At 66.8% G+C, this 26931-nt stretch carries 26 protein-coding genes and 1 tRNA gene; 15 read left to right on the forward strand and 12 right to left on the reverse strand.

From position 1 onward, the window contains the following. Positions 1 to 105 precede the first annotated feature (105 nt). Positions 106 to 1149 carry a zinc-dependent alcohol dehydrogenase family protein gene (locus tag ACEN2S_RS17035; protein WP_441868090.1) on the forward strand — a complete coding sequence of 348 codons (1044 nt, stop codon included), beginning with the start codon at positions 106 to 108 and terminating at the stop codon, positions 1147 to 1149. Positions 1150 to 1485: 336 nt separating this feature from the next. On the opposite strand, the gene ACEN2S_RS17040 is transcribed toward ACEN2S_RS17035, so the two are convergent. From ACEN2S_RS17040 to pdxH, 11 genes are all read right to left on the reverse strand, one after another. After that, positions 1486 to 2631, reverse strand: a complete 1146-nt coding sequence (locus ACEN2S_RS17040) for a PQQ-dependent sugar dehydrogenase (RefSeq protein ID WP_441868092.1) — start codon at positions 2629 to 2631, stop codon at positions 1486 to 1488. 198 nt (positions 2632 to 2829) lie between these two features. Then, positions 2830 to 3648 (reverse strand): sugar phosphate isomerase/epimerase family protein, encoded by an 819-nt coding sequence (locus ACEN2S_RS17045; protein ID WP_441868094.1) that lies wholly within the window; start codon positions 3646 to 3648, stop codon positions 2830 to 2832. A gap of 13 nt (positions 3649 to 3661) precedes the next feature. Next, positions 3662 to 4474, reverse strand: a complete 813-nt coding sequence (locus tag ACEN2S_RS17050; RefSeq protein WP_441868096.1) for a carbohydrate ABC transporter permease — start codon at positions 4472 to 4474, stop codon at positions 3662 to 3664. Further along, positions 4471 to 5346, reverse strand: coding sequence for a carbohydrate ABC transporter permease (locus ACEN2S_RS17055; protein ID WP_441868098.1), 876 nt, complete (start codon positions 5344 to 5346; stop codon positions 4471 to 4473). Before ACEN2S_RS17055 ends, ACEN2S_RS17050 begins: the two co-directional genes overlap by 4 nt. Before the next feature lie 58 nt (positions 5347 to 5404). After that, positions 5405 to 6691 carry an ABC transporter substrate-binding protein gene (locus ACEN2S_RS17060; RefSeq protein ID WP_441868100.1) on the reverse strand — a complete coding sequence of 429 codons (1287 nt, stop codon included), beginning with the start codon at positions 6689 to 6691 and terminating at the stop codon, positions 5405 to 5407. Between the two features lie 51 nt (positions 6692 to 6742). Beyond that, on the reverse strand, positions 6743 to 7819 hold the full coding sequence (locus ACEN2S_RS17065; protein ID WP_441868102.1) for an ABC transporter ATP-binding protein: 1077 nt from the start codon (positions 7817 to 7819) through the stop codon (positions 6743 to 6745). A 408-nt stretch (positions 7820 to 8227) separates the two neighbouring features. After that, complete coding sequence (locus ACEN2S_RS17070) at positions 8228 to 8644, reverse strand: VOC family protein (protein WP_441868104.1); 417 nt, start codon at positions 8642 to 8644, stop codon at positions 8228 to 8230. A gap of 458 nt (positions 8645 to 9102) precedes the next feature. Beyond that, positions 9103 to 9179, reverse strand: a tRNA-Pro gene (locus tag ACEN2S_RS17075). A 45-nt stretch (positions 9180 to 9224) separates the two neighbouring features. Then, a complete protein-coding gene (locus ACEN2S_RS17080; RefSeq protein WP_441868106.1) occupies positions 9225 to 9746 on the reverse strand; it encodes a DUF192 domain-containing protein in 522 nt (173 codons plus the stop codon). Next, the gene (locus ACEN2S_RS17085; protein ID WP_441868108.1) at positions 9743 to 10339 is read right to left on the reverse strand and encodes a cold-shock protein; all 597 of its coding nucleotides are present in this window, start codon (positions 10337 to 10339) and stop codon (positions 9743 to 9745) included. Before ACEN2S_RS17085 ends, ACEN2S_RS17080 begins: the two co-directional genes overlap by 4 nt. A gap of 115 nt (positions 10340 to 10454) precedes the next feature. Next, entirely contained in the window at positions 10455 to 11078 is a 624-nt protein-coding gene (pdxH, locus tag ACEN2S_RS17090) for a pyridoxamine 5'-phosphate oxidase (RefSeq protein WP_441868110.1), read from the reverse strand. Between the two features lie 164 nt (positions 11079 to 11242). On the opposite strand from pdxH, the gene fabI reads away from it, so the two are divergent. The 7 genes from fabI (at position 11243) to ACEN2S_RS17125 (ending at position 18922) form a co-directional block, all read left to right on the forward strand. Beyond that, on the forward strand, positions 11243 to 12067 hold the full coding sequence (gene fabI / locus ACEN2S_RS17095; RefSeq protein WP_441868112.1) for an enoyl-ACP reductase FabI: 825 nt from the start codon (positions 11243 to 11245) through the stop codon (positions 12065 to 12067). A 1-nt stretch (position 12068) separates the two neighbouring features. Continuing rightward, positions 12069 to 12686, forward strand: a complete 618-nt coding sequence (locus ACEN2S_RS17100; RefSeq protein ID WP_441868114.1) for a LysE family translocator — start codon at positions 12069 to 12071, stop codon at positions 12684 to 12686. A 22-nt stretch (positions 12687 to 12708) separates the two neighbouring features. Continuing rightward, complete coding sequence (gene gpt, locus ACEN2S_RS17105) at positions 12709 to 13212, forward strand: xanthine phosphoribosyltransferase (RefSeq protein WP_441868116.1); 504 nt, start codon at positions 12709 to 12711, stop codon at positions 13210 to 13212. Positions 13213 to 13395: 183 nt separating this feature from the next. After that, positions 13396 to 14577: an aminotransferase gene (locus ACEN2S_RS17110; protein WP_441868118.1), complete on the forward strand. Its 1182-nt coding sequence runs from the start codon at positions 13396 to 13398 to the stop codon at positions 14575 to 14577. A 97-nt stretch (positions 14578 to 14674) separates the two neighbouring features. Next, positions 14675 to 16525 (forward strand): SurA N-terminal domain-containing protein, encoded by a 1851-nt coding sequence (locus tag ACEN2S_RS17115; protein ID WP_441868120.1) that lies wholly within the window; start codon positions 14675 to 14677, stop codon positions 16523 to 16525. Positions 16526 to 16593: 68 nt separating this feature from the next. Further along, positions 16594 to 18102 carry an anthranilate synthase component I gene (gene trpE, locus ACEN2S_RS17120; RefSeq protein WP_441868122.1) on the forward strand — a complete coding sequence of 503 codons (1509 nt, stop codon included), beginning with the start codon at positions 16594 to 16596 and terminating at the stop codon, positions 18100 to 18102. A 514-nt stretch (positions 18103 to 18616) separates the two neighbouring features. Next, positions 18617 to 18922, forward strand: coding sequence for a DUF2306 domain-containing protein (locus ACEN2S_RS17125; protein ID WP_441868148.1), 306 nt, complete (start codon positions 18617 to 18619; stop codon positions 18920 to 18922). A gap of 6 nt (positions 18923 to 18928) precedes the next feature. Here ACEN2S_RS17125 and ACEN2S_RS17130 read toward each other — a convergent pair whose 3' ends face one another. Continuing rightward, on the reverse strand, positions 18929 to 20836 hold the full coding sequence (locus ACEN2S_RS17130; RefSeq protein ID WP_441868124.1) for a divergent polysaccharide deacetylase family protein: 1908 nt from the start codon (positions 20834 to 20836) through the stop codon (positions 18929 to 18931). Positions 20837 to 20986: 150 nt separating this feature from the next. Between ACEN2S_RS17130 and ACEN2S_RS17135 the strand changes: the two genes are divergently transcribed. From ACEN2S_RS17135 to lexA, 7 genes are all read left to right on the forward strand, one after another. Then, complete coding sequence (locus ACEN2S_RS17135) at positions 20987 to 21580, forward strand: anthranilate synthase component II (RefSeq protein WP_441868126.1); 594 nt, start codon at positions 20987 to 20989, stop codon at positions 21578 to 21580. Beyond that, complete coding sequence (trpD, locus tag ACEN2S_RS17140; RefSeq protein ID WP_441868128.1) at positions 21577 to 22590, forward strand: anthranilate phosphoribosyltransferase; 1014 nt, start codon at positions 21577 to 21579, stop codon at positions 22588 to 22590. The genes ACEN2S_RS17135 and trpD overlap by 4 nt, the downstream gene beginning before the upstream one ends. A 61-nt stretch (positions 22591 to 22651) precedes the next feature. Beyond that, a complete protein-coding gene (locus tag ACEN2S_RS17145) occupies positions 22652 to 23305 on the forward strand; it encodes a uracil-DNA glycosylase (RefSeq protein WP_441868130.1) in 654 nt (217 codons plus the stop codon). Positions 23306 to 23454: 149 nt separating this feature from the next. After that, the gene (gene trpC / locus ACEN2S_RS17150) at positions 23455 to 24246 is read left to right on the forward strand and encodes an indole-3-glycerol phosphate synthase TrpC (protein WP_441868132.1); all 792 of its coding nucleotides are present in this window, start codon (positions 23455 to 23457) and stop codon (positions 24244 to 24246) included. After that, positions 24243 to 24719 (forward strand): cyclic pyranopterin monophosphate synthase MoaC, encoded by a 477-nt coding sequence (gene moaC / locus ACEN2S_RS17155; RefSeq protein WP_441868134.1) that lies wholly within the window; start codon positions 24243 to 24245, stop codon positions 24717 to 24719. The genes trpC and moaC overlap by 4 nt, the downstream gene beginning before the upstream one ends. Further along, on the forward strand, positions 24716 to 25900 hold the full coding sequence (locus tag ACEN2S_RS17160) for a molybdopterin molybdotransferase MoeA (RefSeq protein WP_441868136.1): 1185 nt from the start codon (positions 24716 to 24718) through the stop codon (positions 25898 to 25900). The genes moaC and ACEN2S_RS17160 overlap by 4 nt, the downstream gene beginning before the upstream one ends. 72 nt (positions 25901 to 25972) lie before the next feature. After that, a complete protein-coding gene (gene lexA, locus ACEN2S_RS17165; RefSeq protein ID WP_441868138.1) occupies positions 25973 to 26695 on the forward strand; it encodes a transcriptional repressor LexA in 723 nt (240 codons plus the stop codon). The last annotated feature ends 236 nt before the right edge of the window (positions 26696 to 26931 follow it).

A 26931-nucleotide genomic window follows, 5' to 3' on the forward strand; every position in this document is an offset into this window, starting at 1 on the left:
ACATTTGCCGATATTCTGCGCAAACGGGAAAGATTGGCAAAGGTCTTTCGCGTGAAATACGTAGACTGGTCGCAACCCCAACCCGACCGCGACAGGAGATGCCCGATGAAGGCCGTGCTGTTTGAGACCTTTGGCCAAGCCCCGTCGCTGGCCACGCTGGCAGACCCCACCCCCGCCCCGCATGGTGTGGTGATCAAGGTGGAGGCCACCGGCCTGTGCCGCAGCGACTGGCATGGCTGGATGGGACATGACCCCGACATCACGCTGCCGCATGTGCCGGGGCATGAGCTGGCGGGAAAGGTGCAGGCGATTGGCAAAGATGTAACGCGTTGGGCCATCGGCGACCGGGTGACGGTGCCCTTTGTCGGCGGTTGCGGGGCCTGCCCGGAATGCCGCGCCGGGCATCAGCAGGTCTGTCACAGCCAGTTCCAGCCCGGCTTTACCCATTGGGGTTCGTTTGCGGAATATGTCGGCATCCATCAGGCCGATCTCAACCTCGTGGCCCTGCCCGAGAGCATGGACTTCGCCACCGCGGCCAGCCTCGGCTGCCGCTTTGCCACCGCCTTCCGCGCCATCGTGGATCAGGGGAAAACCTCAGCCGGACAATGGGTTGCGGTGCATGGCTGCGGCGGCGTCGGCCTTTCGGCAGTGATGATCGCCACGGCGGTCGGCGCGAATGTGGTGGCCATCGACATTGATGAGGCCAAGCTGGCGCTGGCCAGAGAGCTGGGGGCGGTGGCTACGATCAACGGCGCCACCGCCGCCAATGTGCCCGAGGCGGTGGCGGAGATCACCCGCGGTGGCGCGCATGTCTCGCTCGACGCGCTGGGGCATCCGGTGACCTGCTTCAACTCGGTCCTCAGCCTGCGGCGGCGCGGGAAACATGTGCAGGTGGGCTTGATGCTCGCCGATCACGCCGTTCCGGCGGTGCCGATGGCAAAGGTGATCGCGCATGAGCTTGAGATCCTCGGCAGCCACGGCATGCAGGCGCATCGCTATGATGCCATGTTGGACATGGTGCAGTCGGGCAAGCTGGATCCCGCGCGGCTGGTCGGCGCGCGGATCAGCCTGGCCGATGCCCCCGCCGCCCTGATGCGAATGGACCGGTTCGAAGCGGTCGGCGCAACCGTCATCACCCAATTCGGCTGAGCGCGGGCGGAGAGGGCCAAGCCGCCCGCATCGGGCGCCGCGCGGCAGGGCCCGGGCGCGCGCCGGAGCCCGGCCGGACCGCCAGATGCCGGGCCGCCGGTTGCGGATGGCCGGGCCGGTCTGCTGGCGGCGCCCCCTTGCGTGCCGCAGCACCGGCTGACCGGGCAGTTTTTCGCGCCCCGCCGCCGGATCTGCGCGCGAAAGAACTCCCGAGGTCCCGCGTTCAGGGCGCGCGGCGGCAGGGCTGATCGGCGCAAAACTCACATCAGGCGGCGGGATATGCCGGGCGAACCGCAAAGTGCCGCTGGCCGCTAGGGGCCGCTGCCGGGCGCGGCATCACGGCGTCGGGGTCAGGCGCAGCAATGCCCCCGGATCGGCGTCCTCAATCACCCAGACCGCGCCATCCGGCGCCACGGCAACATCGCGGATCCGCGCGCCCATCTCCCAGCGTTCCGCCTCATCCGCCGCGTTGCCCGCCCCCACGCTCACCCGCACCAGCGATGTTGCGGCCAGGCCACCGATCAGGGCCGATCCTTGCCAGGCCGGAAACATATCCCCTTGATAGAACGCCAGCCCCGCGGGCGCGATCACCGGGGTCCAGTAAACGGCAGGGGCCGCAAATTCCGGGTCTGTCGCATGATCGGGGATGGCGGTGCCGCTGTAATTGTCGCCGTTGGAGACGCGGGGCCAGCCATAATTCTCGCCCGCCTTGAGCAGATTGAACTCGTCACCGCCACGCGGCCCCATTTCATGCGCCCAGAGCCTCCCATCCGCCGCAAAGGCCAGCCCGTAGGGGTTGCGGTGTCCGGTCGTCCAGGTCTGCGCCCGCACGCCGCCCTCGCCCGCCATCGGATTGTCCGCGGGGATGCCGCCGTCAAGGGTGAGCCGCAGCACCTTGCCCCGCGCCATGTCGGGATCCTGCGCCGTTTCCGGCTCCATCCGGTCGCCGACGGTCAGAAACAGATGCTGTCCCGCCGGGTCAAAGGCGATGATACCGCCCGGTTGCCCCCGGCCCCCGGCAGGGGTCTGGCGCCAGATCACCGACAGATCGGCAAGCCGCGCCGCGCCCTCCTCCGCCACCAGCGTCGCGCGGGCAAGCGCCAGACGCGTACCCTCGGCCGCTGGCTCGACATAGGTCAGGTAGACGTGCCCGCTCTGCGCAAAGTCGGGCGCGACCGCCACATCCAGCAGGCCGTTCTGACCCGAGGCGGCGACATCCGGCACCCCCGCTAGTTTGGTCTTTGCGCCGTCCTGCCCCACCAGATAGGCACCGCCCGGCTTTTCGGTCACCAACAAGCGCCCGTCGGGCAAGAACGCCAAGGCCCAGGGGGTGTCAAACGCGGCCACCTTCTGGCTTTGAAAGGGGGCCGTATCGCGGGCGGCGCGCCCGCCCGCATTGATGCTTTCGGCCTGTGCCGCTGGCAAACTGACGACACAAGCGGCCATAAGCCCTGCGGTAACGGTGAAACTGCGCCCTGACATCGGATCCTCCGGTTCTGCCCCGTTGTGCGACCGCCCCGGTCAGGGCCATCCCATCATAACGAGGGCGCACAGCCTTTGGTTTCCACCGTCCCGCGCTTTTCGATCCCGAAAGGTCGGCGCCCGCGCGCAATCCCCCCAAGGCCATCCTCAAACGCAGTCCACCAAACGCGGTTCACCGCGCGCAGAAACGGGGGCGGATCAGCAGCCGAGGCCGAGCGCCTGCATCCGGGCGACGGTCTGCGGGATCAGCGCATAGCGGTCGCGCGGCTCGATGATCAGGCGCGGCGGCACGGGCAGACGGGCAAGCGCCGCCATGACCGGTGCCCAATGGATGCGCCCCTCCAGCGGATGCCAGTGGCGGTCGGCATGGCCATCGGCATCCTGCAGATGCACATGCCCCAACAGCGCCCCGGCATCGGAGATGAAATCCACCGGCGGCGGCGCGTTGTAGCGGCCATGCGCCAGCTCGGCATGCCCGGTATCGATCGAAAGCCGCAGATTGGGGTGGTTGATGGTTTCCACCAGCGCCCGCCGGTCCGCCGGATCCGCATCCTCGATGTTTTCCAGCATCAAGGTGCAGCCGATCCCGTCCGCGCGCGCCAGCACCGGCGCCAGACACTCGGCCGCCGCCGCCAGCATCTGCCCGTGAATATCGGGATAATTGCGCCGGTTCAGCACATGCCAATAGGTGAAGGGGCTGTGCACAACCATATGCGTGCCGCCCAGAGCCTCGGCAATCTCCAGCCCTTGCAGCAGACGTGTGGTGATGACGGCCCGCAACTCCGGGTCGGGGTTGGCGATGTCGAGGCCGAAGAACGGCCCGTGGATGCCAATCTCACCGGTATGCCCCGCGAGCGCCCGGGCCCAGGCGGCGGCTTTGGGCCGCCAGTCGCCCGTCACGGCGGCGGGCGTCACGAAATCCTGTATCTCGACCGCGCGGCCGGGGCCCATGATCCAGTCGCGCAAAGGGGCGAAATCCGCGTAGTCCAGCGCCAGTCCCAGCAGGGGCAAATCCATGACAATCTCCGGCTTATTTGATGCCCGCGCGCAGGAAGCTCTGCACGAACTGGCGTTGAAAAATGAAAAATCCCAGCAGCAAAGGTGCCGAGGTCATCAGCGTCGCGGCATTGATCACTGACCATTGCACGCCGCTGTCGGCGGCCGAGAAAATCGACAGCCCCACCGTCAGCGGCCGCGCCGAGACCGAGTTGGTCACGATCAGCGGCCAGATGAAATCGTTCCAATGCGCCGAGACCGAAACCAGCCCGAAGGCGATATAGGTGGGCTTGGCGAGCGGCACATAGACCCGCAGGATCAGATGGCGCAGGCTGGCCCCCTCCATCCGCGCGGCCTCGTCCAGCTCAGTCGGGATGGTCAGGAAGGTCTGACGCAAGAGAAATATGCACATGCCCGAGGCCATATAGGGCAGACCGATGGCCGCGATGGTGTCGATAAGGCCCAGCGCGCGCATGGTCTGATAATTCTCGACGATCAGGATGTCGGGCATGACCATCAGCTGCAAAAGCACGAGCGCGAAAAGGAGGCGGCGGCCCGGAAATTCCAGCCGGGCAAAGGCAAAGGCCGCCAGCGTGCCCACCACCAGCTGCACCGCGAGGATCGAGGTCACCTGCAGGAAGGTGTTGAGGAAATAGCGCGCGAAGGGGGCCTGCACCCAGGCCTTGGGGAAATTTTCGAGCGTCAGCGGCGCGAAGAGATCGAAACGGGTCTCATAGGCGGCGGGGTGAAAGGCGGTCCAGACCGCATAGGCCAGCGGCGCCAGCCACAGAAGCGCCAGCACCCAGGCCCCGAGGCGGATCAGCAGCGCGTCCAGATGCAGGGTCATTGGTAATGCACCTTGCGGTCCAGAAGCAGGAATTGCCCGATCGAGATCAGCGCGAGAAAGAGCACCAGCACTGTGGTGATCGTGGCGGCATAGCCGGTGTCCCAGAACTGAAACCCCACCTGATAGAGGTAGTAAAACAGCAATGTCGTTGCATTGTTCGGCCCGCCGCTGGTCATCTGATAGATGTGATCCACCAGCCGGAAGGCGTTGACCACCGCATTGACCGCGACGAAAAGCGTGGTCGGCGCCAAAAGCGGCAATGTCACCCGGCGGAAAATCTGCAGCCGGCTGGCCCCCTCAAGCCGCGCCGCCTCGATCAGGCTTTGCGGGATGTTTTGCAGCGCCGCGAGGTAGAAGATCATGAAAAAGCCCGCCTCTTTCCAGACCGCCACGGCGGAAATCGCATAAAGCGCGCTGTCCCCCTGACCCAGAAGGTTGCTGGCCCGCAGGCCCAGAAGACCGCGGATCTGGTCGATCAGGCCAAAACCTGGCTGGTAGAAAAAGATCCAGATATTGGCCACCGCGATCAGCGGCAGCACGGTGGGGGTGAAATAGGCCATCCGCAAAAAGCCCCGGCCGCGGAGCCTGTCATTGACGATCAGCGCCATGACGAGCGCCAGCGCCATCGACAGCGGAATCGTGATCCCCGCATAGACGAGATTGTTGCGCAGGGCCTGCCAGAACACCGGATCGGCGATCAGATGCGCGTAATTGTCGAGCCCGGCGAATTTCGACGGGATCCGCCCATGCGGCGTGGTGAAAAACGACGCCACCACCGTGCGCAGCGCAGGCCCATGCGTAAACACCGTCAGCAACAGGACGGCGGGCAGCAGCAAGAGCCAGGCGGTCAGGGTTTGGCGGCGCATTGTCATGTTCCAAGAGGCTGGAATGGTGAAAACGGGGGCCACCCGGGGGGTGGCCCCGCGGGGCTCAGCGATAGGCTTTCAGGATCGCATCCGCCTTGGCCTGGGCATCATCCAGCGCGGCTTTCGGCGCGGTCTGGCCGGTCATGATCGCCTCCAGCGCCGAGTTCAGGATCTGGGTGATCTGCGCGTTCTGATAGACGGTCAGCTCGGCCTTGGCATATTGCAGCTGATCGCGGGCGACGAGGGCACCGGGCACCTGCTCTGCATATTCCTTCAGCGCCGGGGTCTCCCAGTCTTCGGCGCGCGGGGCGACATAGCCGGTGGCGATGGTCCATTTTGCCGCCTGTTCCGGCGCGGTCATCCATTTCACGAAATCCACCGAAGCTTTCTTCTCCGCGTCGGTGGAATCCTTGAAGAGGTAGAAATTGCCGCCGCCTGTCGGCGCGCCGTAATGCTTGGCGGCGGGCAGGAAGCCGACGCCGAAGGGGAACGGCGCGTTCTGGGTGATGTTGGTCAGGTTGCCGGTGGTGGTCCAGATCATCGCCGCATTGCCTTCAAAGAAGGCTTTCGGCGTGGCGCCCCAATCCAGCGTGCCCTGTTCCATCACGCCCTGATCGCCGGTCAGCGCAACCAGTTTTTCGGCGGCTTCGACGGATTCCGGGCTGTTGAAGGCGGTTTGCGTGCCATCCGCGCTGGCAAGAATGCCGTCATTCGGGATCGCCACGCCCTGGAACAGCCAATAGGGGAAACCGGCGGTCGGGATGCGCACCCCCCATTGGGTGACATTGCCCGCAGTATCCCTGATGGTCAGCTTTTGCGCCATCTCGACCATTTCGTCCCAAGTGGCAGGGGCGTGCTCGGGGTCAAGCCCCGCCGCCTTGAACGCGTCCTTGTTCCAGTACATCACCGGGGTCGAGCGCTGGAAGGGGATGCCCCAGGTCTTGTCAAAAGCCTGGCTGTTTTCCATGAAGGCCGGGTAGAAACCGCCCAGCCAGGCGGCCTTGTCGGCCTCTGAGACGTAATCGTCGAAGGGCGCGATGACATCCTCGCCGATCAGGTTGAACATCTCGGCCGCACCGATCACGGCCAGTTGCGGCGGGTTGCCGCCCTTGGCCGCGGTCATCGCCTTGACGATGGTATCGGTGTAGCTGCCGGTATAGACGGGTTCGATCTTCACCTCGGGATGCGCGGCCATATAGGCATCGGTCAGCTCCTGAATGGTGGTGGCCGCCCCGCCGCCCACCGCGACGGGGAAGTAAAACTGCAGATCCAGCGCCAGCACCGGGGCGGTGGAGAAAGCCAGCGCTGCGGTCGCGCCCAGCGTCAGGCCGCGCAGAGAAATCGTCGTCATGGGCAGGTTCCTTGTCAAAGGGGATTGCGAATGCTCGGGTAAAAAGGCGGGTCAGGGCAGCCGCTGCCCGCTGGCGGGGTCGAAGCGGTGCAGGGCCGCCGCGTCCCAGCCCAGATGCAGGATCCCGTCCCCGGGCAGGCCGGTGTTGGCGGGCGAACCAGCGCGGGCAGGCAGGCGCAGCACCAGCGGGCTCTCGCCCAGAAGGACGGTGACAAAAAGGTCGGCACCGTGGAATTCGTGGCACATGATGCGCGCGGGCAGACCCTGCGGGTCCAGCCGGACATCCTCGGCCCGCAGGCCGATGGTCTCGGCGGCTGCAGCACCACTCAGCCCCAGCGCCGCCCCCGGCAAAAGGTTCATCGGCGGCATGCCGATAAAGCGCGCCGCAAAGGTCGAGGCGGGCGCAGCATAGACCGCCGCCGGGCTGCCCTCTTGCGCGATGCGGCCCGCGTTCATCAGCACGATCTTGTCGGCCATGGTCATCGCCTCGACCTGATCATGCGTCACATAGATCATCGTCAGCCCCAGCCGCTGCTGCAGCGCCCGGATTTCTGCCCGCATTTCGGCGCGCAGCTTGGCATCGAGGTTCGAGAGCGGCTCGTCCATCAGGCAGATCGGCCGCTCGGAGATCAGCGCGCGGGCCAGCGCCACCCGCTGCTGCTGGCCGCCCGACAATTGCGCCGGTTTGCGCCGCTCGAGCCCGCCGAGGCCCAGCATCTCGACAACCCGGGCCAGTCTGCGGCTCTGGTCGGGTTTCGCCACCCGGCGCAAGGACAGGCCAAAGAGGATATTCTCGGCGACGGTCAGATGCGGAAACAGCGCATAATTCTGAAACACCATGGCAATGTCGCGCGCGGCAGGCGGAACCGCGGTCAGATCCCGCCCACCGGCAGACAGGCTGCCGCCATCGGGGCTGTCCAGCCCGGCAATCAGCCGCAGCAGCGTTGACTTGCCGCAGCCCGACGGCCCGAGGATCACCGTCAGCGCCCCGCTCTCAAAGTGCAGATCCAGCGCCTCCAGGATCACCCGGCCAGCGATTTCCCGCCGCAGACCGCTCAGGTGCAATCCGGTATCGCCCGGCGCGTGGTCCAGCATGTCAGTCTGGCGAATATGTGCAATCTCATTCATGCCGCTTGCGATAGAGGCGCTGGATCACGGCCGAGTGACGCGCGGATGAACCTTTTACAACAGCCACTTGACGGCAGAGGCAGGTGACCACCGCCCCGCCCGACACACGAGACGGCAGCGCCTTCGCGTCCGGCGCCACATGCCCGGATCTCGGCCCCCGCCGCGCCGGGCGCAGGGGCCCGCGAGCGACAATCCCCTCACCAACGCCCCGCTGCCGTCACCCGGACCATCCGCGCGCGCGACCGGGGCGGCCTCATGCCGCGTTTCGTGCATTTCGCACCCGCAGGGTGCCGCAGGAAGGATCATCGCGGCGCGGCTTGAAGCGACGCGCCTTCTAACCGTGATCCCTCAGGGCCCGTGCCAGCAGGCTCAGCGCCGTCAGGAACCAAGGCGACAGGAACCGGGGCGTCAGGAATCGCGCCCGGGTTCGTCCAAATTGCTGGAGAACAGTGCAATTTTATTGCCTTGCGGGTCGCGGAGATAACCCACGTAGAAATGCGGCCCATAGGCGTCGCGGAACCCCGGCTGTCCTTCGTCCTGCCCGCCAGCGGCCAGGGCGGCGGCGTGAAGATCACGGACCTGTTGCTGGCTGCGCGCCCGAAAGGCGGTCATGGCGCCGTTGCCCGCCGAGGCGGGCTGCCCGTCGAAGGTGGGCTTGATGTAGAACTCGGGGGAAACGGCAGATTGTCCCGGTTGCACCGGCAGCGCATAACTCAGGCCCTCCGGGCCTTCCCGCAGACCGTATCCGAGCGCCGGCATGAAGGCCGCATAAAAGCGCTTTGCACGCGGGATGTCGTCGGCACCGACGGTGACATAGCTGATCATATGTTGGGTTCCCTGCCGAGCTGGCACTGCCTTCAACGGGTCGGCTTCCCGTTTCTAAGAACAAAAGCCTCGCGGCTCAAGCGCGCGCTCCGCGGTGCGGATCTTGGGCGCAGTGCAGCCGGGCAATGTCGACGGGCACCCCGCCGGGGCCAGTCCCCCCCACATCGGTCCCATGCCAAAGCCCCCCCTGCCTTACACCGGCTCCCGCTCGGCCAGGTCTTTCGGGGAGACTTCAGACGGAACGAAAAGCTCTGCAAGCTGCGCGTTGGCCGGGCGCAATGGCTGGGTGCCTTGGCGTGCAGCGGCGGCCCCGCGCGGAACTGATCCGCCGCGGGCGGCTGCGCGGGACATTCAAAAACGGCAAAGGTGCTGCGATGGCAAGCGGTCTGTCCGACGCCAACCACAGCGCGGCATCGCGCCATGTCGCTGCGTGCAAGGAACGGCCACCTGCGGAAAGCTGGTCGGGGCGATAGGATTCGAACCTACGGCCCTCTGGTCCCAAACCAGATGCGCTACCAGACTGCGCTACGCCCCGACGCGCCTTTCCTAACCGCCAAGCCGGCGAAGGGAAAGCCCAAAATTACGGGCGGGAACAGGGCAGCGCAGCATGGGCGGGCGCGATGCGCGGATGCGCCATCGACACCCCCGGCACGATGCCCAGAGCCTGCGCCAGCCCGCCGTTGATCTCCAGCACATATTGAATGGCCTCGCCGCCCGGAATCGGCGTCTCGTCATGCGGGCGGGCGCGCGCCGCGACGCTGACCACGGTGCCCCCCGCATCCATGAAGATCATATCGAGCGGAATCAGCGTGTTCTTCATCCAGAAGGCCACCGGCTGCGGCTTGGGATAGATGAACAGCATCCCCGCCGACCTGGGCATCGCGGGCCGGTTCATCAGCCCCTGCGCCCGCTCCGCCTCAGTATCCGCGATTTCGATGGTAAAGCGCGCGCCGCCTGCGGCAGTGGCAAACACCGCCTGATCGCTTTGGCACTGCACGTCTGCCCGAGCCTGCCCCGGCACCATGGTCGCCGCCCCGAGCAAGGACAGCGCCACGGTGGCCCGCATCAGGATCCGGCGCATCATGCCCGCGCGCTGCTTCATGCAGTGGCGCTTTCCCTGGCCGCGGTGCTGTCCGTCGCAGCAGCGCTGCCGCTCTCCGCCAAAGCGCTTTCACGCAACGCCGTCTCCCAGGACAGGACCAGCGCGGCCATCCGGCCCCGCTTGCCCTCGATCACCCGCAGGCAAACCGCCTCGCCCGGGCCCAGATCGGCAAAACCCGACCGGCGCAGCACCTCGATGTGGATGAACACATCTTCGGGGCGGCCAAAGACATTGGCAAACCCAAAGCCCTTGATCTTGTCGAACCACTTCACCCGCGCAGGCTCCAGCGGCAGCGCCGCGATTTCGGCGGGGTCATTGTTCCCCAGATCCTCGATCGGGGCCATCTGGTCACCCTCAGGCGGCGTGATCTCGAGAATCTCGATCGCCTGAACGCCGCGCGGCGTGACCTGCGCGGACACCGAAATTTGGGCGTTATCCGCCACCGATCCTTGCCCGAAATTCCGCAACACATTGGCGTGCAGCAAAATATCCGGCCCCCCCTCAGAGTCCAAAATGAACCCGAAGCCCTTGGTTGGATCGAACCACTTCACCCGTCCTTGGACGTGTCGGGTGTCTGTTTGCTCTTGCGTCATTCTTTCCGCTTTCAGTCGCCCATCCCCAGGCCCGTCAACTGTCACAATGAGCGCTCAGGTTTCAAGCCGAAAAAGTAAGGTTTTCCATACCAACGCAATTCACGAAGCGCGAATTTTACGGATTCAACCGGTCAACCTGCCATTCTGCACAGGCGGCAGAGCGCCGCCAGCGGAAGCGATCATGCAACCGGAAGGCCCCATCTGCCCAAAATTCAATCTCTTTGGGAATAATTCTGATTCCCCCCCAATAGGGCGGACGCGGCGGGTTCGGCCCCAGTTGCGCCGTCACCTTCGCCACCTCCGCCATCAGGCTCATCCGCGAGGCGAGAGGTTCACTTTGGTGTGAGGCCCAGGCCCCCAACCGGCTTTTGAGCGAACGGGAGGCATAATAAGCATCCGCCTGCGGTCCCTCCACCCGTTCGGTGGTGCCGCGCACCCGAATCTGGCGGCGCAGGGATTTCCAGTGCATCACAAAGGCCGCCGTCCCCGCCGCCTCAATCTCGCGCGCTTTGGCACTGCCGTAATTGGTGTAGAATACGAAAGCGCCATCGCCCGCTGCCTGCGTGCCTTCGATTTCCTTCAGCAGCACCATCCGGGCATTGGGCAGCCCGTCAGCATCCACCGTGGCGAGGGCAATCGCATTGGGGTCATTGACCTCGGATGCTTCGGCCTCGGCCAGCCAGGCCCGCGCGATCGCAAAAGGATCGTCGCCCGCAAAAATTCCGCTTCTGTCGCTCATCTTCCGCCGTCCATGGGCCTGCCGCCGGGATCGTGCGGCGCGCAGGGAATTTGCCGTCATCACTGCCGGGCGGCCCGGCGGCGCCCCCACCCTCACGCGGCCTTGATGCGCAGAACGGTTTCGCCTATTGCTTGCCCGGCATTAAGGAAGCGCGGGGAACATAGATGTCAAGCAATCTGATGGCGGGGAAACGCGGTCTGATCATGGGGCTTGCGAATGACAAGTCCATCGCCTGGGGGATTGCCAAGGCTCTGGCCGATGCGGGCGCGGAGCTGGCCTTCTCTTATCAAGGCGAAGCGCTGAAGAAGCGCGTTGAGCCGCTGGCCGCCTCGATTGGCGCGACCGAAATGATCGAATGTGACGTGTCGGACGAAGGCTCGCTCGATGCGCTGTTCGATCACCTGAAGAACGCCTGGGGCACGCTCGACTTTGTCGTCCATGCCATCGGCTTCTCGGACAAGAGCGAATTGCGCGGCCGCTATGTGGATACTTCGGCGGCGAACTTCCGCATGACGATGGACATTTCGGTCTATTCCTTCACCGCCGTGTGCAAACGCGCCGCCGATCTGATGCCGAATGGCGGCAGCCTGCTGACGCTCACCTATTACGGTGCCGAGCAGGTGATGCCGCATTACAACGTGATGGGCATCGCCAAGGCCGCGCTGGAAGCGAGCGTGAAATACATCGCCGAGGATCTGGGCAAGAACGGCATCCGCTGCAACGCCATCTCGGCGGGTCCGATCAAGACCCTCGCCGCCTCCGGCATCGGCGATTTCCGCTACATCATGAAGTGGAACGAGCTGAACTCGCCCCTGCGCCGCAATGTGACGCAGGAAGAGGTGGGCAAGGCCGCGCTCTATCTGCTCTCGGATCTGGGGTCGGGGACCACGGGTGAGAACCTGCATGTGGATGCGGGCTATCATGTCGTCGGCATGAAGGCGGTGGATGCGCCCGATATCGACGTGGTCACCGGCCGCAAGGATCACTGAGATGACGCTGGCCGCCTTTGTCGCGATTTATTTTGTGCATCTGGCGGCCGCGATTTCCCCCGGGCCGGCGGTGCTGCTGGCGGCCCGGACCGGGCTGACGCAGGGCTTTGCGCGCGGCAGCTGGCTGGCGGTGGGCATCGGCCTTGGCGCCTGTGTCTGGGCCGTTGCCGCGCTCTTTGGGCTGGCGATCCTGTTCAAGGTCGCCCCCGCCCTGCTGACGGGGCTGAAATTCGCCGGTGCTGCCTATTTTCTCTATCTCGCCTACAAGATGTGGCGCCACGCGCCCGAGCCTCTGGCAACCGACCTGCCCGCCGGGACGGTGGCGCGCAGCCCGCTGGGCCTCGTCTGGCAGGGGATCGCCACGCAGCTGGCCAATCCCAAGCCCGCGATCTTCTTTGGCACCATCTTTCTGACCTTCGTTCCCGCCTCGGCGCCGCTCTGGGCCTATGGCGTCATTCTGGCGATCATCTTCGTCAATGATGCGGGCTGGAACGTGCTGGTTGCGCGGATTTTCTCGCTTGAGCGGACCCAGCGCGGCTATCTGAACCTGAAAACCACCATCGACCGCACTTTTGGCGGGCTTTTGGCACTTCTCGGTGCCAAACTCGCGCTCACGTAAACTCATCTGAGGGGCTCCGGCCATGACCGACCGTCTTCCGCATGAAAAAGGCTTCCATGTTTCCTGGGACCAGCTGCACCGGGATGCCCGGGCGCTGGCCTGGCGGCTGGACGGCAAGGGCCCGAACGAGGGGCAATGGAAAGCCGTGGTCGGCATCACCCGCGGCGGTCTGGTCCCCGCGATGATCGTCAGCCGCGAGCTGGACATCCGGGTCGTGGATACGATCTCGGTGAAAAGCTACAGCCATCAGGATCAGCGCGAGGCGGTGGTGACGAAATCGCCGCAGGCCGAGCTGATGGGCGATGGCACCGGCATCCTGATCGTCGATGATCTGGTGGATTCGGGCAAAACGCTGGAGCTGGTGCGCAAGCTTTACCCCAAGGCGCAATTCGCCACCGTCTATGCCAAGCCCAAGGGCAAGCCGATGGTCGACACCTATGTGACCGAGGTCAGCCAGGACACCTGGATCTTCTTCCCTTGGGACATGGCGCTGCAATATGTGCAGCCGTTCCGCGGCACCGATTGAGGGTTCAGGGCACCTGGTGTCGGTATGGCCCTTCGCGGCCCTCTGCGGCGGTGGTGAGGGCGGAAGCCTCCGGCGGGGATATTTTGAACGAAGCAATGGGCGCGGCTGCGACCAGATCCAGCGGTCTGATCGCGTTGGATGATGGGTCTGACGGGCCGGGTTTTCTTGGATGATGAGGCTGCCATGACGCTTACTCCGCTCAATCCCGCGCTCGGCGGTACCTTTGCGCCGCCGGTGATGGAGGCGCGCCGTTGGCTGGATGGCGTTGTGTTTCCGCCCGAGCGGCCACTGATCAATGTCAGCCAGGCCGCCCCCGTCGACAGCCCGCCCGAGGGGCTGCGCCGCGCGATTGCCGAGGCCGCGCTGAACGATCCCGCCGCGCATCTTTACGGGCCCGTGTTGGGGAACAGTGAATTGCGCGCGGAAGTGGCGGCGCAATGGTCGCTTGCCTATGGCGGGGAAATTGCCGCCGATCAGGTGGCGATCACCCAGGGCTGCAATCAGGCCTTTTGCGCCGTGACCGCCACACTGGCCGGTGCGGGGGATGAGATCATTCTGCCAACCCCTTGGTACTTCAACCATAAAATGTGGCTGGATATGGCGGGGATCAAGGCGGTGCCCTTGGCCACCGGTGCCGGTCTTCTGCCCGATCCGGCGGCGGCGGCGGCGCTGATCGGGCCGCGGACGCGGGCGATTGTGCTCGTCTCGCCGAACAATCCCGGCGGCGTGGAATATCCCGCGGCACTGGTCCGCGCCTTTCTGGAGCTGGCCCGGGCGCGCGGCATCGCGCTGATCCTCGATGAGACCTACCGCGATTTTGACGCCCGCGAGGGCGCGCCGCATGATCTTTTTGCCGATCCCGACTGGGATGACAGCTTCATCCATCTCTATTCTTTCTCCAAGGCCTACCGCCTGACCGGCCACCGCGTCGGCGCGCTGATCACCAGCCGCAGCCGGATGGCGGAGGTGGAGAAATTCCTCGACACCGTTGCCATTTGTCCCGGGCAATTGGGGCAGATCGGCGCGCTTTGGGGCATGCGCAATCTGCGCGACTGGGTCGCGGGTGAGCGGGCCGAAATTCTGGCGCGGCGGGCGGCGATGGAAACCGGTTTCACCGCGCTGGAAGGCTGGAAGATGCTCGGCTGCGGCGCCTATTTCGCCTATGTCGAGCATCCCTCTGCCCTGCCCTCGCCGGAATTTGCCCGGCGGCTGGTGCGCGAGGCGGGCGTGCTGACGCTGCCCGGCACGATGTTCATGCCCGAGACCGATCCGGCCGGGCAGCGGCAATTGCGCATCGCTTTTGCCAATATCGACCGTGACGGCATCGCCACTTTGATGCAACGCCTTGCTTCTGTGACCTTCTGACGGCCGATCACCTCGGCGTGGCGGCGGGCCATCGGCCTTGCCGCCGCCTGCCGAACCGCCTAAACACCGCAAAACACCGCCCCTACGGAGGAATACCATGTCGAACGTTCTGCGCAGCACCGGCAAGCATACGGTCTTCTGGATTCTCTTGGGGATGCTTGTCCTGGGGCTTGGCGGCTTTGGCGTGACCAATTTCTCCGGCGGCGTCCGCTCGATCGGCTCGGTCGGCGAAACCAGCATCAGCACCAATGAATATGCCCGTGCCTTGCAACAGGAGTTGCGGGCGCTGCAGGCGCAGATGGGTCAGCCGGTTGGCATGAACGATGCCAAGATGCTGGGCATGGACCAGGCGGTGCAGGATCGCCTGTTCGCGCAGGCGGCGGTGGATGAGCAGGCCCGCAAGCTGGGGATCTCGGTCGGGGATGAAGCGGTCGGCCGCCAGATCCTGACGGCGCAGGCCTTCCAGGGCATTGATGGCAAATTCGACCGCGAGACCTACAAGCTGGCGCTGCAACAGCAGGGCGAGACCGAAGCGAGCTTTGAGCAGAGCCTGCGCGCGGAAGCCGCGCGCTCGGTGCTGCAGGGCGCGCTGGTGGGCGGCGTCAAGGCGCCCGAAGTGCAGGTCGCGGCCTATACCTCCTACATCACCGAGAGCCGCGCCGTCTCCTGGGCCGAGCTGACCGCCGCCGACCTGGCCGAGGCCCTGCCCGCGCCGAGCGAGGACGAGCTGCGCGCCTATCACGACGCGCATCAGGCCGAGTTCACCAAGCCGGAGACCCGCAAGATCACCTATGCCGAGCTGACGCCGGACATGCTGGTCGACACGGTCAAGCTGGATGAAGCGGCGCTGAAGGCGCAATATGACGCGCGGATCGCCGAATTCGTGACCCCCGAGAAACGTCTGGTCGAGGCGCTGACCTATCCCGATCAGGCGAGCGCCGAGGCCGCCAAGGCAGCCTTCGATGCAGGCACCAAGACCTTTGCCGATCTGGCGGCCGAGCGTGGCCTCTCGCTCGAAGACGTGGATCAGGGCGAGAAATCCAAGGAAGAGCTGGGCGCGGCAGGCGATGCCGTTTTTGCGCTGACCGAGCCGGGCGTGGTCGGGCCGATCAACGGGCCGCTGGGGCCGACGCTTTATTCGATGAACGGCATTCTGGCCGCGCAAGAGGTGACCTTTGACGAGGCCCGCGCCGATCTCGCCTCGGAGGCCGCCACCGATGCCGCCCGCCGCCAGATCGCCGATCAGGCCGCCGGGATCGAGGATCAGCTGGCCGGGGGCGCCACGCTTGAGGACATCTCGGCCAATGGCGCGATGAAACTGGCCACGATTGACTGGACCGCCGCCAGCAATGACGACATTGCGGCCTATCCGGAGTTCCGCACCGCCGCCGCCGCCGTCACCGCCGAGGATTTCCCCGAGCTGAAAGAGCTGTCGGATGGCGGGGTTTTCGCGCTGCGTCTGGATGAAATCGTGCCCCCTGCCGTGATCCCCTATGAGGAGAGCGCCGAGGCCGTGCGTGCCGCCTGGGACAAGGACCAGCTGCATCAGGCGCTGCTGAAGCGTGCCGATGAGGTGGTGGCTGCCGTCGCGGCGGGCAAGGATCTGGGCGCGCAGGGCCTTTTGGCCAGCACCATCGGCCGTCTGGCCCGGGGCGGCTTTGTCGAAGGCGCGCCGGAGGGTCTGGCCGATGAAGCCTTCAAACTCGCCCCCGGCACCGCCGGTGTGGTGGATGCGGGCGGCCGCGTGGCCGTGGTGCAGCTGAACGCGGTGATCACCGCCAATCCCGAGGATGCGATCGTGCAGCAGACCCGCGCCTCGGTCGAGCAACAGCTCTCGCAAGGCATCGCGCAGGACATCATCGACCTTTACGCCCGCAGCGCACAGGCCGAGGCCGGTCTGAAAATCGACGCCACCGCCATCAACGCGGTTCAGGCACAGATGCAATAACCGCTCCCGCCGGGGCATAGGCAAATTCCCTGCCCCGGCACATCGAAGCCCGTCCAGAGGAGGATATCATGGCGACCCTTTCCCCCACGTTCGAGGCTTTCGAAGCGGCATGGCAACGCGGCGAGAACCAGCTGGTCTTTGCGCGTCTGGCCGCCGATCTCGACACCCCGGTCTCGCTGATGATGAAGCTGACCGATGCCGCCACCAACACTTTCATGCTGGAAAGTGTGACGGGGGGTGAGGTGCGCGGGCGCTATTCGATCATCGGCATGAAACCGGACCTGATCTGGGAATGCCGCGGAACGCAGGCCCGGATCAACCGTCAGGCGCGGTTTGACAACAGTTTCGTCGACCTGCCCGGCGATCCGCTGAGCGAGATGCGCGCGCTGATTGCCGAAAGCCGGATCGAGATGCCCGAGGATCTGCCCGCGGCCTCTGCCGGGCTGTTCGGCTATCTCGGCTATGACATGATCCGGCTGGTGGAGCATCTGCCGAACGTCAATCCTGACACGTTGGGCGTGCCGGATGCGATGCTGATGCGCCCCTCTGTGGTCGCCGTGCTCGACGGGGTGAAGGGCGAAGTGACGCTCTGCGCCCCCGCCTGGGCCGCCTCCGGCATGTCCGCGCGCGCCGCCTATGCGCAGGCCGCCGAGCGGGTGATGGATGCGCTCCGCGATCTCGACCGCCAGCCGCCGCAGACCCGCGATCTGGGGGACGCGACCCCGGTGGGCGCGCCGGTCTCGAACTTTTCGAAAGAGGCCTATCTGGCCGCCGTCGAGAAGGCCAAGGAGTACATCCGCGCGGGCGACATCTTCCAATGCGTGCCGAGCCAGCGCTGGGTGCAGGATTTCCCGCTGCCGCCTTTTGCGCTCTACCGCTCGCTGCGGCGCACCAACCCCTCGCCCTTCATGTTCTTCGTGAACTTCGGCGGTTTCCAGATCGTCGGCGCCAGCCCGGAGATTCTCGTGCGGCTGCGCGAGGGTGAGGTGACGATCCGTCCGATCGCGGGCACCCGCAAGCGCGGGGCGACGCCGGAAGAGGACCGCGCGCTGGAGGCCGATCTTCTGTCGGATCAAAAGGAGCTGGCCGAGCATCTGATGCTGCTGGATCTCGGGCGCAACGATGTGGGCCGTGTCTCCAAGGTGGGCACGGTGCATCCGACCGAGAAGTTCATCATCGAGCGCTACAGCCATGTGATGCACATCGTTTCGAACGTGGTGGGCGAGATTTCCGAGGGCGAGGATGCCCTGTCCGCCCTCTTGGCCGGTCTGCCCGCAGGCACCGTCTCGGGCGCGCCGAAGGTGCGGGCGATGGAGATCATCGACGAGCTGGAGCCGGAAAAGCGCGGCGTCTACGGCGGCGGGGTCGGCTATTTCGCCGCCAATGGCGAGATGGACATGTGCATTGCTTTGCGCACGGCGGTGGTCAAGGACGCCAAGATCTATGTGCAATCGGGCGGCGGCGTGGTGTTTGACAGCGACCCCGAGGCCGAGTTCGAAGAAACGGTGAACAAGGCGATGGCGATGATGAAAGCTGCCGAAAGCGCGGGCATGTTCGCGCGCCGCGGCAATCTCTGAGCGCTTTGGCACCTCGCCCGGAGGGGCGCGGGAACGGGTACCATGCGCGGGCCTTGTCCGGGCATGGGGGCCCTGACGAAAGCAAAACCCAGACGAAAGCAGAGCCCTTGCGAAAGCAGGGCGCTGACGACATCAGAGCGGCCGGTGCGTGGTCACCGGCCCCTCAGCACCCAGAGCGCGCGGGCAATCTCCTGCGGGTGACGACAGGGCCGCGTTGTCCGCGCCCGCACCCTGCCGCAGGTGGCGCGTTGCGGTCATCGCCGATGTCGGGGCCGGTGTCGGGGCTGGTCTCGGGGCTGGTCTCGGGGGGCGACGCCTGAGCCGTGTCCGCGTGTTGGCACCCCGCGCCGCCCGCGCTCCATCTTTGGCGCAGGATAGATGCGCCTTGACGCAGATACCCCTCCCCCAACCCGCGTGAGGCACCAATGGATTTCGCGCCCCTGACCACGGCCGGGAACCCGATCCCCCTGCCTGCCCTCTGCGCCTTTCTGGCCCTGGGGCTGGGCGCGGTGCAATTCGCCCGGCCCAAGGGAAGCAGGACGCATCAGCTTCTGGGCTATCGTGGGTCGGCATCATGGCCGTGGAGGCCATTTCCAGCTTTTTCATCCATGAACGCCGGATGATCGGCCCCTTCGGCCCCATCCATCTGCTCTCGGTCTTTGTGCTGGTGACGCTGTGGCGCGGCCTGACCTGCGCGCGCCGCCATCAACGGGCCGCTCACCGGCGCATGATGATCCAGCTTTATGGCTTCAGCCTGATCCTGGCCGGAGGCTTCACGCTGCTCCCCGGCCGGATCATGCATCAGGCGTTTTTCGGTTGAACCGCCTTAGGGGACCAACGGGCTGCGCAGCGCCACCGCCGAGACCGGGGCCAGCGTCAGCGTTTGCCCCCTGGACAGCGCGAATTGCTGCAGCGCCTCCACCGTGTCGGGCCAGGCCGTCAGCATCACCACCACCGAACCATCCCGCTCGGCCTCAAAAGCCGCGCGTTCCAGCGTGCGCTGGATCACCGGAGCGCTTTCGCGGCCCGCGTCAAGCACCCGCCAGATCAGCGCCTGCCCCAGCCCCTCGCTCGGGGCCAGCTGATAGGCGGCGTTCAGGCCCCGGTCCTGGGTGACGAGGCCCAGACCATCCGCCGCCAGCGCCTTGACCAGCTGCTGCGCCAGCACGCGGTTGTTCTGGATCTGCGGCGCGGCAGGCTCCACCACCGCCACCGCCTCCGGCAACTGACGGTGCCAGTCTTCCAGCGCCACCTCAACATCGCTGGGCTTGGCGCCTGCGGGCAGGGCGGCGGCCAGGATCGCCACTTCGAGCCCCGCGGCCCGATAGGCATCGGCCGCAGCGGGTGCCGCGGCGCGCGTCGGGTCCAGCGCGATGGTCACCGGCAGCCCGAGCCGCGCCAGGGTTTCGGTGCTCACCCCCCCCGCCGCGACACCGGGATCGACGAGCACGACCGACATCACCGGCAGGTCCGGCGTCAGCACCGCATCGGCGGCAAAGATCTGCAGCGCCCGGCGCGGGCCGCTGGCCGCCTCCGGGGTCAGCGGCGTCAGGTCGGCGGCTTCCGGGGCATCGGGATCCGGTGTCCCCTCGCCCGGCGCGCTGATGCTGGGCAGGCGGTTGACCGCCACGCCGGGGGCATTGGAAAAGCCCGGCTGCGGAATATCAGCCTCCGCCGGGGCCACTTCGCCTACTGCCGGGGCGGGCGCCGCCCCTGCCTGCAGGGCGGGCTCCGGGGCGCTGCTCTCCGGCGCCGCTTGCGTGCCCGGCGCGTTTTCAAACATCGCCGCACCATCCCCCGGTGTGGCAGGCGGCGGCAAAACCCGTGGCAAGGCGGGCTGGGGCAGTTGCACCGGTGCCGGGCCGGGCAGACGCGGGTTTTCCACCGGCGCCAGAGCGGGGGTTTCCACCTCGCCCGGCGGCGGCACGGGAATCGGTTCCTCTGCCCCCGGCGCCGCGGGCGCGGCGGCCATCACCGGCCCGCTGCCCGAGACCGGCTCGGGCGCGGCGAGCGTGCTTTCGGGGCGGGCAGCGGGGGCGGTCTCGGTCAGGATCGGGCTGCCCTCGCTGCCCCCCATCGGCACTTGCGGCGCGGTGGCGGGGGCGGCGGCCACCTGCGGGGGCGCCATCACCTCGGGGCTGCGCATCGGCGCATCCTCGGGGCGGCGGGCAAATTCCGACCCGGCGGGGACCTCAATCGCTTCGGGCACCCCGGCCGGGCCCTGTGCCGTTTCCGCCGGTGGCGCAGAGGCGCTGCCCGGCGCCATCCCGGTGGCTTCTGTGGCAGGTGCCACGGTGCCCGGACGCGCGGCGGGACCGGCCCCCGGCGCGGCGGTGGCGCCAGAATCACCGAGCTCCGCCAGCGTGCCGTCATCCGTGCCATGATCCGAGCTGTCACCCCTGCCATGATCCGGGCCGTCACCCGTCAGGCCCGGCTGTCCCGCGCCTTTGACCTCCGCAGTCTCCGGCGCCACGCCATCTTCTGCCGGGGCGGTCATTTCGGGTCCCGCATCCATCGGCGCAGGCGGGGCGCCGGCGCCCGTTTCGCCACCGTCACCGCGCGGCGGCAGGCTGTCGGGCAACGCGCTCGGCGGCGCATCGGGGGCCAGGGGCGCTTGCGGCAGCCCCGCCAGCTGCACCGACGGCGGCAAAGGCGCCATCAGCGACGCCACCGACAGCGCCAGCACGGACACCATGCCCCCCGCCACAAAACCCGTGAAAATGCCGCGACCCATTCTGCCCCCGTTTGCCGGGCTTTCCGCCCGCTCTCTCATGTTCCTTGCGCCTGCGCCCTTGACCCCGGCGCGCGGCTCTGACCATTTATAGCCCGACGAAATGCCCGGTTCACCCCCTGATGTGCCGGCCCTTCACGGAAATGCGGCGCCATGCTTCTGCTGATAGATAACTACGACAGCTTTACCTACAACCTTGTCCACTATTTTGGCGAGTTGGGGGCCGATGTTGTCGTGCGCCGCAATGACGCGCTGGATGTGCAAGAGGCGATGGGGATGGGCGCGCAGGCCATCGTGCTCTCGCCCGGGCCCTGCGATCCGGCGCAGGCGGGGATCTGCCTCGCGCTGACCGCCGCTGCCGCCGAAACCAACACCCCGCTGCTGGGCGTCTGCCTTGGCCATCAGACGATTGGCGAGGCCTTTGGCGGCAAGGTGATCCGCGCGGGCGAGATCGTGCATGGCAAGATGGGCACCATCCACCATGAGGGCAAAGGTGTCTTCGCGGGCCTGCCCTCGCCTTTCCTCGCCACCCGCTATCATTCGCTGATCGTCGAACGCGAGAGCCTGCCCGATTGCCTCGAGGTCACCGCATGGCTGGAAGACGGGATGATCATGGGCCTGCAGCACCGTGAAAAGCCGATCCAGGGCGTGCAGTTCCACCCGGAATCGATTGCCTCGGAACATGGTCACGCGATGATCCGCAACTTTCTGACCATGGCGGGCATCGCCACCAAGGCCGCCGCATGAGCGAGCTGAAGCCGCTGATCGGCCTTGCCGCCACCCGCCCGCTGACCTCGGCCGAGGCCGAGACCGCGTTTCAGGCGCTGTTCGAGGGGGCGGCGACGCCCAGCCAGATCGGCGGCCTCCTGATGACGCTGCGCACGCGCGGCGAGACGGTCGAAGAGATCGCCGCCGCCGCCCGCGCCATGCGCGCCAAATGCCACCGCATTACCGCGCCTGCGGGGGCGATGGACATCGTCGGCACAGGCGGCGACGGCAAGGGCACGCTGAACATCTCGACCGCGACCGCCTTTGTGGTGGCGGGCGCCGGGGTGGTGGTGGCCAAGCATGGCAACCGCAATCTGTCGTCGAAATCCGGTGCGGCGGATGCGCTGACCGCGATGGGCATCAATGTGATGACCACGCCGGAACTGGCGCAAAAGACGCTGGATGCGGCGGGCATCGCCTTTTTGATGGCCCCCGTGCATCACCCTGCCATGCGGCATGTGATGCCGACGCGGACCGAGCTTGGCACACGGACGATCTTCAACCTCCTCGGGCCATTGACCAACCCCGCCGGGGTGAAACGCCAGCTGACCGGCACCTTCTCGCGCGACTGGATCCGGCCGATGGCCGAGGTCTTGCAAGCGCTCGGGTCCGACGCGGCCTGGCTGGTGCATGGCGGCGATGGCACGGATGAGTTGTCAATCGCCGGTATCTCCTGGGTGGCGGCGCTGAAGGACGGCGCGATCACTGAATTTGAGCTGCACCCCGAAGAGGCGGGCCTGCCCGTGCATCCGTTTGAGGCGATTGTCGGCGGCGAGCCTGCCGAGAATGCCGCCGCCTTCCGCGCGCTGCTGGACGGCGCTGCCGGGGCCTACCGCGATGCGGTGCTGCTGAACAGCGCAGGCGCGCTGGTCGTCGCCGGGAAAGCCGGTGATCTGAAAGAGGGCGTGGCGATGGCGCGCGAGAGCATCGATTCCGGCGCGGCCAAGGCCAAGCTGGAGATGCTGAAAGCAGCGGCACCCGTCGCGTGAGAGCGCGGGGGGTGACCTTTGATCCCGCAGGGCCTCTGTGCCCCATCGCGGGAAGACGCGGATGACCGGCCCGATGGTTCCGCCCGCCGCCTGGGCGCATCTGCCGTTCTTTCGGGAGGATTGGCCGCGTCTCGAAGCCCGTCTGCACGATGCCCCCGGCTGGCTTCCCGGGCCTGCGCGGGTCTTTGCCGCGCTGGACGCGCTTGCCCCCGACGATGTGCGGGTGGTCATTCTGGGCCAGGACCCCTATCCGACGCCCGGCCACGCCATCGGCCGCGCCTTTGCGGTGGCAAAGGGCACGGCGCTGCCCCGCTCGCTGGTCAATATCTTCCGTGAAGTCACCGGGGATTGCGGCGCCTGCCCACCGGACGGCACCCTGCGCGGATGGGAGCGGCAGGGGGTGCTGCTGCTCAACACCGCGCTCTCGGTGATGCCCGGCGCGGCGGGGGCGCACGCCCGTTGGGGCTGGGAGCGGTTGAGCGCACAGGTGCTGGCCGAGCTGGCGGCCACCCGCCCCCGCGCCTTTCTCCTCTGGGGGGCGCACGCGCAAAAGGCGGCGGCAGCGGCCGCCAAACCGCCGCATCTGGTGATCGCCACGCCGCATCCTTCGCCCCTCTCGGCGCGGCGGGGCTTTTTCGGCTCGCGCCCCTTCTCGGCGATCAACAGCTGGCTCGCTGCGCGGGGAGAGCCGGAGATCAACTGGTCCGCCGCGTGACCTGCGCCATCTGGCCCGCGCCGTCTGACCTGCGCCACCGGGCCGCGCCCGCCTGACCACCGCCACCTAAAACCCGCCCGAAAACCCCGCATCGCTTGACATGGGCGGCATTTAGCGCGACCCCTTCGCGCAAGTTTCAGGAGGCGCGCATGGATATTCTCGACAAGATCAAAGCCTATAAACTCGAAGAGATCGCCGCCGCCAAACAGGCGCGCCCCCTGGCCGGGCTTGAGGCCGAGGCCCGCGCCGCCGCCCCCACCCGTGGCTTTGCCGCCGCCCTCAGCCGCAAAGTCGCCGCCGGGGGCTATGGTCTGATCGCCGAGATCAAAAAGGCCAGCCCCTCTAAAGGTCTGATCCGCGCCGATTTCAACCCGCCCGCCCTCGCCCAGGCCTATGAGGCCGGAGGTGCCGCCTGCCTCTCGGTGCTGACCGATGCGCCGTCGTTTCAGGGCGCGCCGGAGTTTCTGGCCGCCGCCCGCGATGCCTGCACCCTGCCCGCTTTGCGCAAGGATTTCATCTATGACACCTATCAGGTGACCGAGGCCCGCGCCTGGGGGGCCGATTGCATCCTGATCATCATGGCCTCGGTCGATGACACGCTCGCCGCCGAGCTGGAGGATGCCGCCGCGCATTACGGCATGGATGCGCTGATCGAGGTGCATAACCGCGAAGAACTCGACCGGGCGCTGATGCTGAAATCCCCGCTGATGGGGATCAACAACCGCAACCTGAAGACCTTTGAGCTGACGCTGGACACCACCTGCGATCTGGCCCCGCATATCCCCGAGGGGCGAGAGATTGTCTGCGAAAGCGGCCTTTTCACCCCCGCCGACCTTGCCGCGATGGCCGATGTCGGCGCGCGCCGCTTCCTGATCGGCGAAAGCCTGATGCGGCAGGAGGATGTGGCAGGGGCCACCCGCAGCCTGTTGGGGGCGGCATGAGCCTCACGCATTTCGACGCCGCGGGTCAGGCGCATATGGTCGATGTCTCGGACAAGCCGGTGACATCGCGGGTGGCGGTGGCCGAAGGGGCGGTGCGCATGGCCTCTGAGACGCTGGCGCTGGTGCAGGCGGGCAGCGCGAAAAAGGGCGATGTGCTGGGGGTTGCGCGGCTGGCGGGGATCATGGGGGCGAAACAGACCGCCGCGCTGATCCCGCTCTGCCATCCCTTGCCGATCACCAAGGTGACGCTGGATCTGACGCCGGACGCCACCCTGCCCGGGGTCCGCATCCGCGCCGAGGTGAAGACCACCGGCCAGACCGGGGTCGAGATGGAGGCGCTGACCGCCGTTACGGTCGCGGGGCTCACGGTCTATGACATGCTGAAGGCCGCCGACAAGAACATGGTGATCGAGGGGATCCGGGTGATCCTGAAAGACGGCGGAAAATCCGGGCGTTACGAGGCAGAGAAATGATCCCGGTCGAAGAGGCCCTTTCCCGCGTTCTGGCCCTGGTGCAGCCGCTGCCGGTGGAAACCCTGCCCCTGCGCGCCGCACGCGGCCGGGTGCTGGCCCTGCCTGCCGTGGCAGGGCTGGATCAGCCGCCCTTTGACGCCTCGGCGATGGATGGCTATGCAATCTGCGCGGCGGACAACCGCCCCGGCGCGCGGCTGACGGTGATCGGCGAGGCCGGTGCGGGGCACGGGTTTACCCGCGCCCTTTCCCCGGGTCAGGCGATCCGCATCTTTACCGGCGCGCCGCTGCCCGCGGGGGCGGGCGTGGTGGTGGTGCAAGAGCATGTGACGCGGGAAGGCGATACGCTGATCCTGCCGGAAAGCCCTGAGAAAAACACCAATATCCGCGCCGCCGGGCAGGATTTCCGCGCGGGCGACAGCCTGCCCGCCCCCCGCCGCCTCAGCGCCCGTGATCTCGGCCTACTGGCCGCGATGAACGTGGCCGAACTGCAGGTGTATCGCCGCCCCGTGATGGCGATCATCGCCACCGGCGATGAGCTGGTGATGCCCGGCGAGGCCCCCGGCCCGGATCAGATCCTCTGCTCCAACAGCTTTGCCCTTGCCGCCATGGCCGAGGAGGCCGGGGCCGAGGTGCGGATGCTGCCCATCGCGCGCGACAGCGAAGAGAGCCTGCGGCTGGTCTTTGGGCTGGCGGCGGGGGCCGATCTGATCGTCACCTCGGGCGGGGCATCGGTGGGGGACCATGATCTGGTGGGCAAGGTCGCCGCCGACCTGGGGCTGGAGCGGGCCTTCTGGAAAATTGCCATGCGGCCGGGCAAACCGCTGATGGCGGGGCGTATGGGCCGGGCGGCGATGCTGGGCCTGCCGGGCAATCCGGTCTCGGCCATCGTCTGTGCGGAGCTGTTCCTGCGCCCGATGCTGGCCGCCCTGCAGGGCCTGCCGGCGGGTCACACTACGCTGACCGCCCGCCTTGCGCAGGACCTGCCCGAGACCGGCCCGCGCACCCATTACATGCGCGCAAAGCTGGCGCCACAAGCGTCCGGGCTGCCGGATATTGCGCCGATGGGCAACCAGGATTCCGCGCTTTTGCGGCTGATGACCGAGGCGGATGCGCTCTTGATCCGCCCCTTGGGCGCTGGCCCCGCCCGCGCCGGAGATCTGGTGCACTACCTGCCACTCTGACTTGACACGAAAAGAGAACAGTGTCAGAACTTTAAGGGAACATACCCGAACAGAGTGCTGGAGTGACCCCGGATGCTGACCCGCAAGCAATTAGAACTGCTGGAATATATCCAGAAATGCACGGCACGCGACGGGGTGCCGCCGTCTTTTGACGAAATGAAAGAGGCGCTGGATCTGCGCTCAAAATCCGGCATCCACCGGCTGATCACGGCGCTGGAAGAACGCGGGTTTATCCGGCGTCTGGCGCATCGGGCGCGGGCGATCGAGATTTTGAAGCTGCCGGAGGCGATGGAGAAGCCCGGATTCTCCTCGAAACTTCCGGCAGCAAATGCCGGGTCAGAGCCGATGCCGAAGGCCGCCACCGGCCGGATGTCTGCCCCGAGAGAGACGGCGCCTGTGAGCATGATCCATGCGTTGGAACTGCCGGTGATGGGACGCATCGCCGCGGGTGTCCCGATTGAGGCGATCTCGGAGATCTCGCATCACGTCACGGTGCCCGGGTCGATGCTGTCGGGCAAGGGCCAGCATTACGCGCTGGAAGTGAAGGGTGATTCCATGATCGAGGCCGGGATCAACGACGGCGATGTGGTGATCATCCGCGAACAGACGACCGCCGAGAATGGCGAGATCGTGGTGGCACTCGTGGAAGGCCATGAGGCGACCCTCAAGCGTTTTCGCCGGCGCGGTGGCATGATTGCCCTTGAAGCGGCCAATCCGGCCTATGAAACCCGTATTCTGCGCGACGATCAGGTGCATGTGCAGGGCCGGTTGGTCGGATTGATCCGCAGCTACTGACCGCAGGGCAGGCCTGGCCCGCGCTGCGCGCGGGACAGGAGCGCCGTTTGGGGTGAGGGTGGCGAACCTCATCTGGCGGGCTGCAAGCATGCCGATCCGGGCGGCGCGGATATCATCGCGGACCATTTAGCGGATGTCAGCGCATAGCCATCCCGGGTGCCGGGTGCCGGGTGCCGGGTGCCGGGTGCCGGGTGCCGGGTGCCGGGTGCCGGGTGCCGGGTGCCGGGTGCCGGGTG

The sequence above is a fragment of the Phaeovulum sp. W22_SRMD_FR3 genome (assembly GCF_052113705.1).
Lineage (GTDB): Bacteria > Pseudomonadota > Alphaproteobacteria > Rhodobacterales > Rhodobacteraceae > JBGQOG01.

Bases quoted from the DNA above. Each gene is read 5' to 3' on its own strand.
- trpE (WP_441868122.1), top strand. From the start codon at position 16,594: ATGGCGACCCTTTCCCCCACGTTCGAGGCTTTCGAAGCGGCATGGCAA.
- ACEN2S_RS17115 (WP_441868120.1), top strand. From the start codon at position 14,675: ATGTCGAACGTTCTGCGCAGCACCGGCAAGCATACGGTCTTCTGGATT.
- ACEN2S_RS17160 (WP_441868136.1), top strand. From the start codon at position 24,716: ATGATCCCGGTCGAAGAGGCCCTTTCCCGCGTTCTGGCCCTGGTGCAG.
- ACEN2S_RS17100 (WP_441868114.1), top strand. From the start codon at position 12,069: ATGACGCTGGCCGCCTTTGTCGCGATTTATTTTGTGCATCTGGCGGCC.
- pdxH (WP_441868110.1), bottom strand. From the start codon at position 11,078: ATGAGCGACAGAAGCGGAATTTTTGCGGGCGACGATCCTTTTGCGATC.
- fabI (WP_441868112.1), top strand. From the start codon at position 11,243: ATGTCAAGCAATCTGATGGCGGGGAAACGCGGTCTGATCATGGGGCTT.
- trpD (WP_441868128.1), top strand. From the start codon at position 21,577: ATGAGCGAGCTGAAGCCGCTGATCGGCCTTGCCGCCACCCGCCCGCTG.
- ACEN2S_RS17050 (WP_441868096.1), bottom strand. From the start codon at position 4,474: ATGACCCTGCATCTGGACGCGCTGCTGATCCGCCTCGGGGCCTGGGTG.
- ACEN2S_RS17065 (WP_441868102.1), bottom strand. From the start codon at position 7,819: ATGAATGAGATTGCACATATTCGCCAGACTGACATGCTGGACCACGCG.
- ACEN2S_RS17135 (WP_441868126.1), top strand. From the start codon at position 20,987: ATGCTTCTGCTGATAGATAACTACGACAGCTTTACCTACAACCTTGTC.
- gpt (WP_441868116.1), top strand. From the start codon at position 12,709: ATGACCGACCGTCTTCCGCATGAAAAAGGCTTCCATGTTTCCTGGGAC.
- ACEN2S_RS17060 (WP_441868100.1), bottom strand. From the start codon at position 6,691: ATGACGACGATTTCTCTGCGCGGCCTGACGCTGGGCGCGACCGCAGCG.
- moaC (WP_441868134.1), top strand. From the start codon at position 24,243: ATGAGCCTCACGCATTTCGACGCCGCGGGTCAGGCGCATATGGTCGAT.
- lexA (WP_441868138.1), top strand. From the start codon at position 25,973: ATGCTGACCCGCAAGCAATTAGAACTGCTGGAATATATCCAGAAATGC.
- ACEN2S_RS17080 (WP_441868106.1), bottom strand. From the start codon at position 9,746: ATGAAGCAGCGCGCGGGCATGATGCGCCGGATCCTGATGCGGGCCACC.
- ACEN2S_RS17040 (WP_441868092.1), bottom strand. From the start codon at position 2,631: ATGTCAGGGCGCAGTTTCACCGTTACCGCAGGGCTTATGGCCGCTTGT.
- ACEN2S_RS17145 (WP_441868130.1), top strand. From the start codon at position 22,652: ATGACCGGCCCGATGGTTCCGCCCGCCGCCTGGGCGCATCTGCCGTTC.
- ACEN2S_RS17055 (WP_441868098.1), bottom strand. From the start codon at position 5,346: ATGACAATGCGCCGCCAAACCCTGACCGCCTGGCTCTTGCTGCTGCCC.
- ACEN2S_RS17045 (WP_441868094.1), bottom strand. From the start codon at position 3,648: ATGGATTTGCCCCTGCTGGGACTGGCGCTGGACTACGCGGATTTCGCC.
- ACEN2S_RS17110 (WP_441868118.1), top strand. From the start codon at position 13,396: ATGACGCTTACTCCGCTCAATCCCGCGCTCGGCGGTACCTTTGCGCCG.
- ACEN2S_RS17130 (WP_441868124.1), bottom strand. From the start codon at position 20,836: ATGGGTCGCGGCATTTTCACGGGTTTTGTGGCGGGGGGCATGGTGTCC.
- ACEN2S_RS17070 (WP_441868104.1), bottom strand. From the start codon at position 8,644: ATGATCAGCTATGTCACCGTCGGTGCCGACGACATCCCGCGTGCAAAG.
- trpC (WP_441868132.1), top strand. From the start codon at position 23,455: ATGGATATTCTCGACAAGATCAAAGCCTATAAACTCGAAGAGATCGCC.
- ACEN2S_RS17085 (WP_441868108.1), bottom strand. From the start codon at position 10,339: ATGACGCAAGAGCAAACAGACACCCGACACGTCCAAGGACGGGTGAAG.
- ACEN2S_RS17035 (WP_441868090.1), top strand. From the start codon at position 106: ATGAAGGCCGTGCTGTTTGAGACCTTTGGCCAAGCCCCGTCGCTGGCC.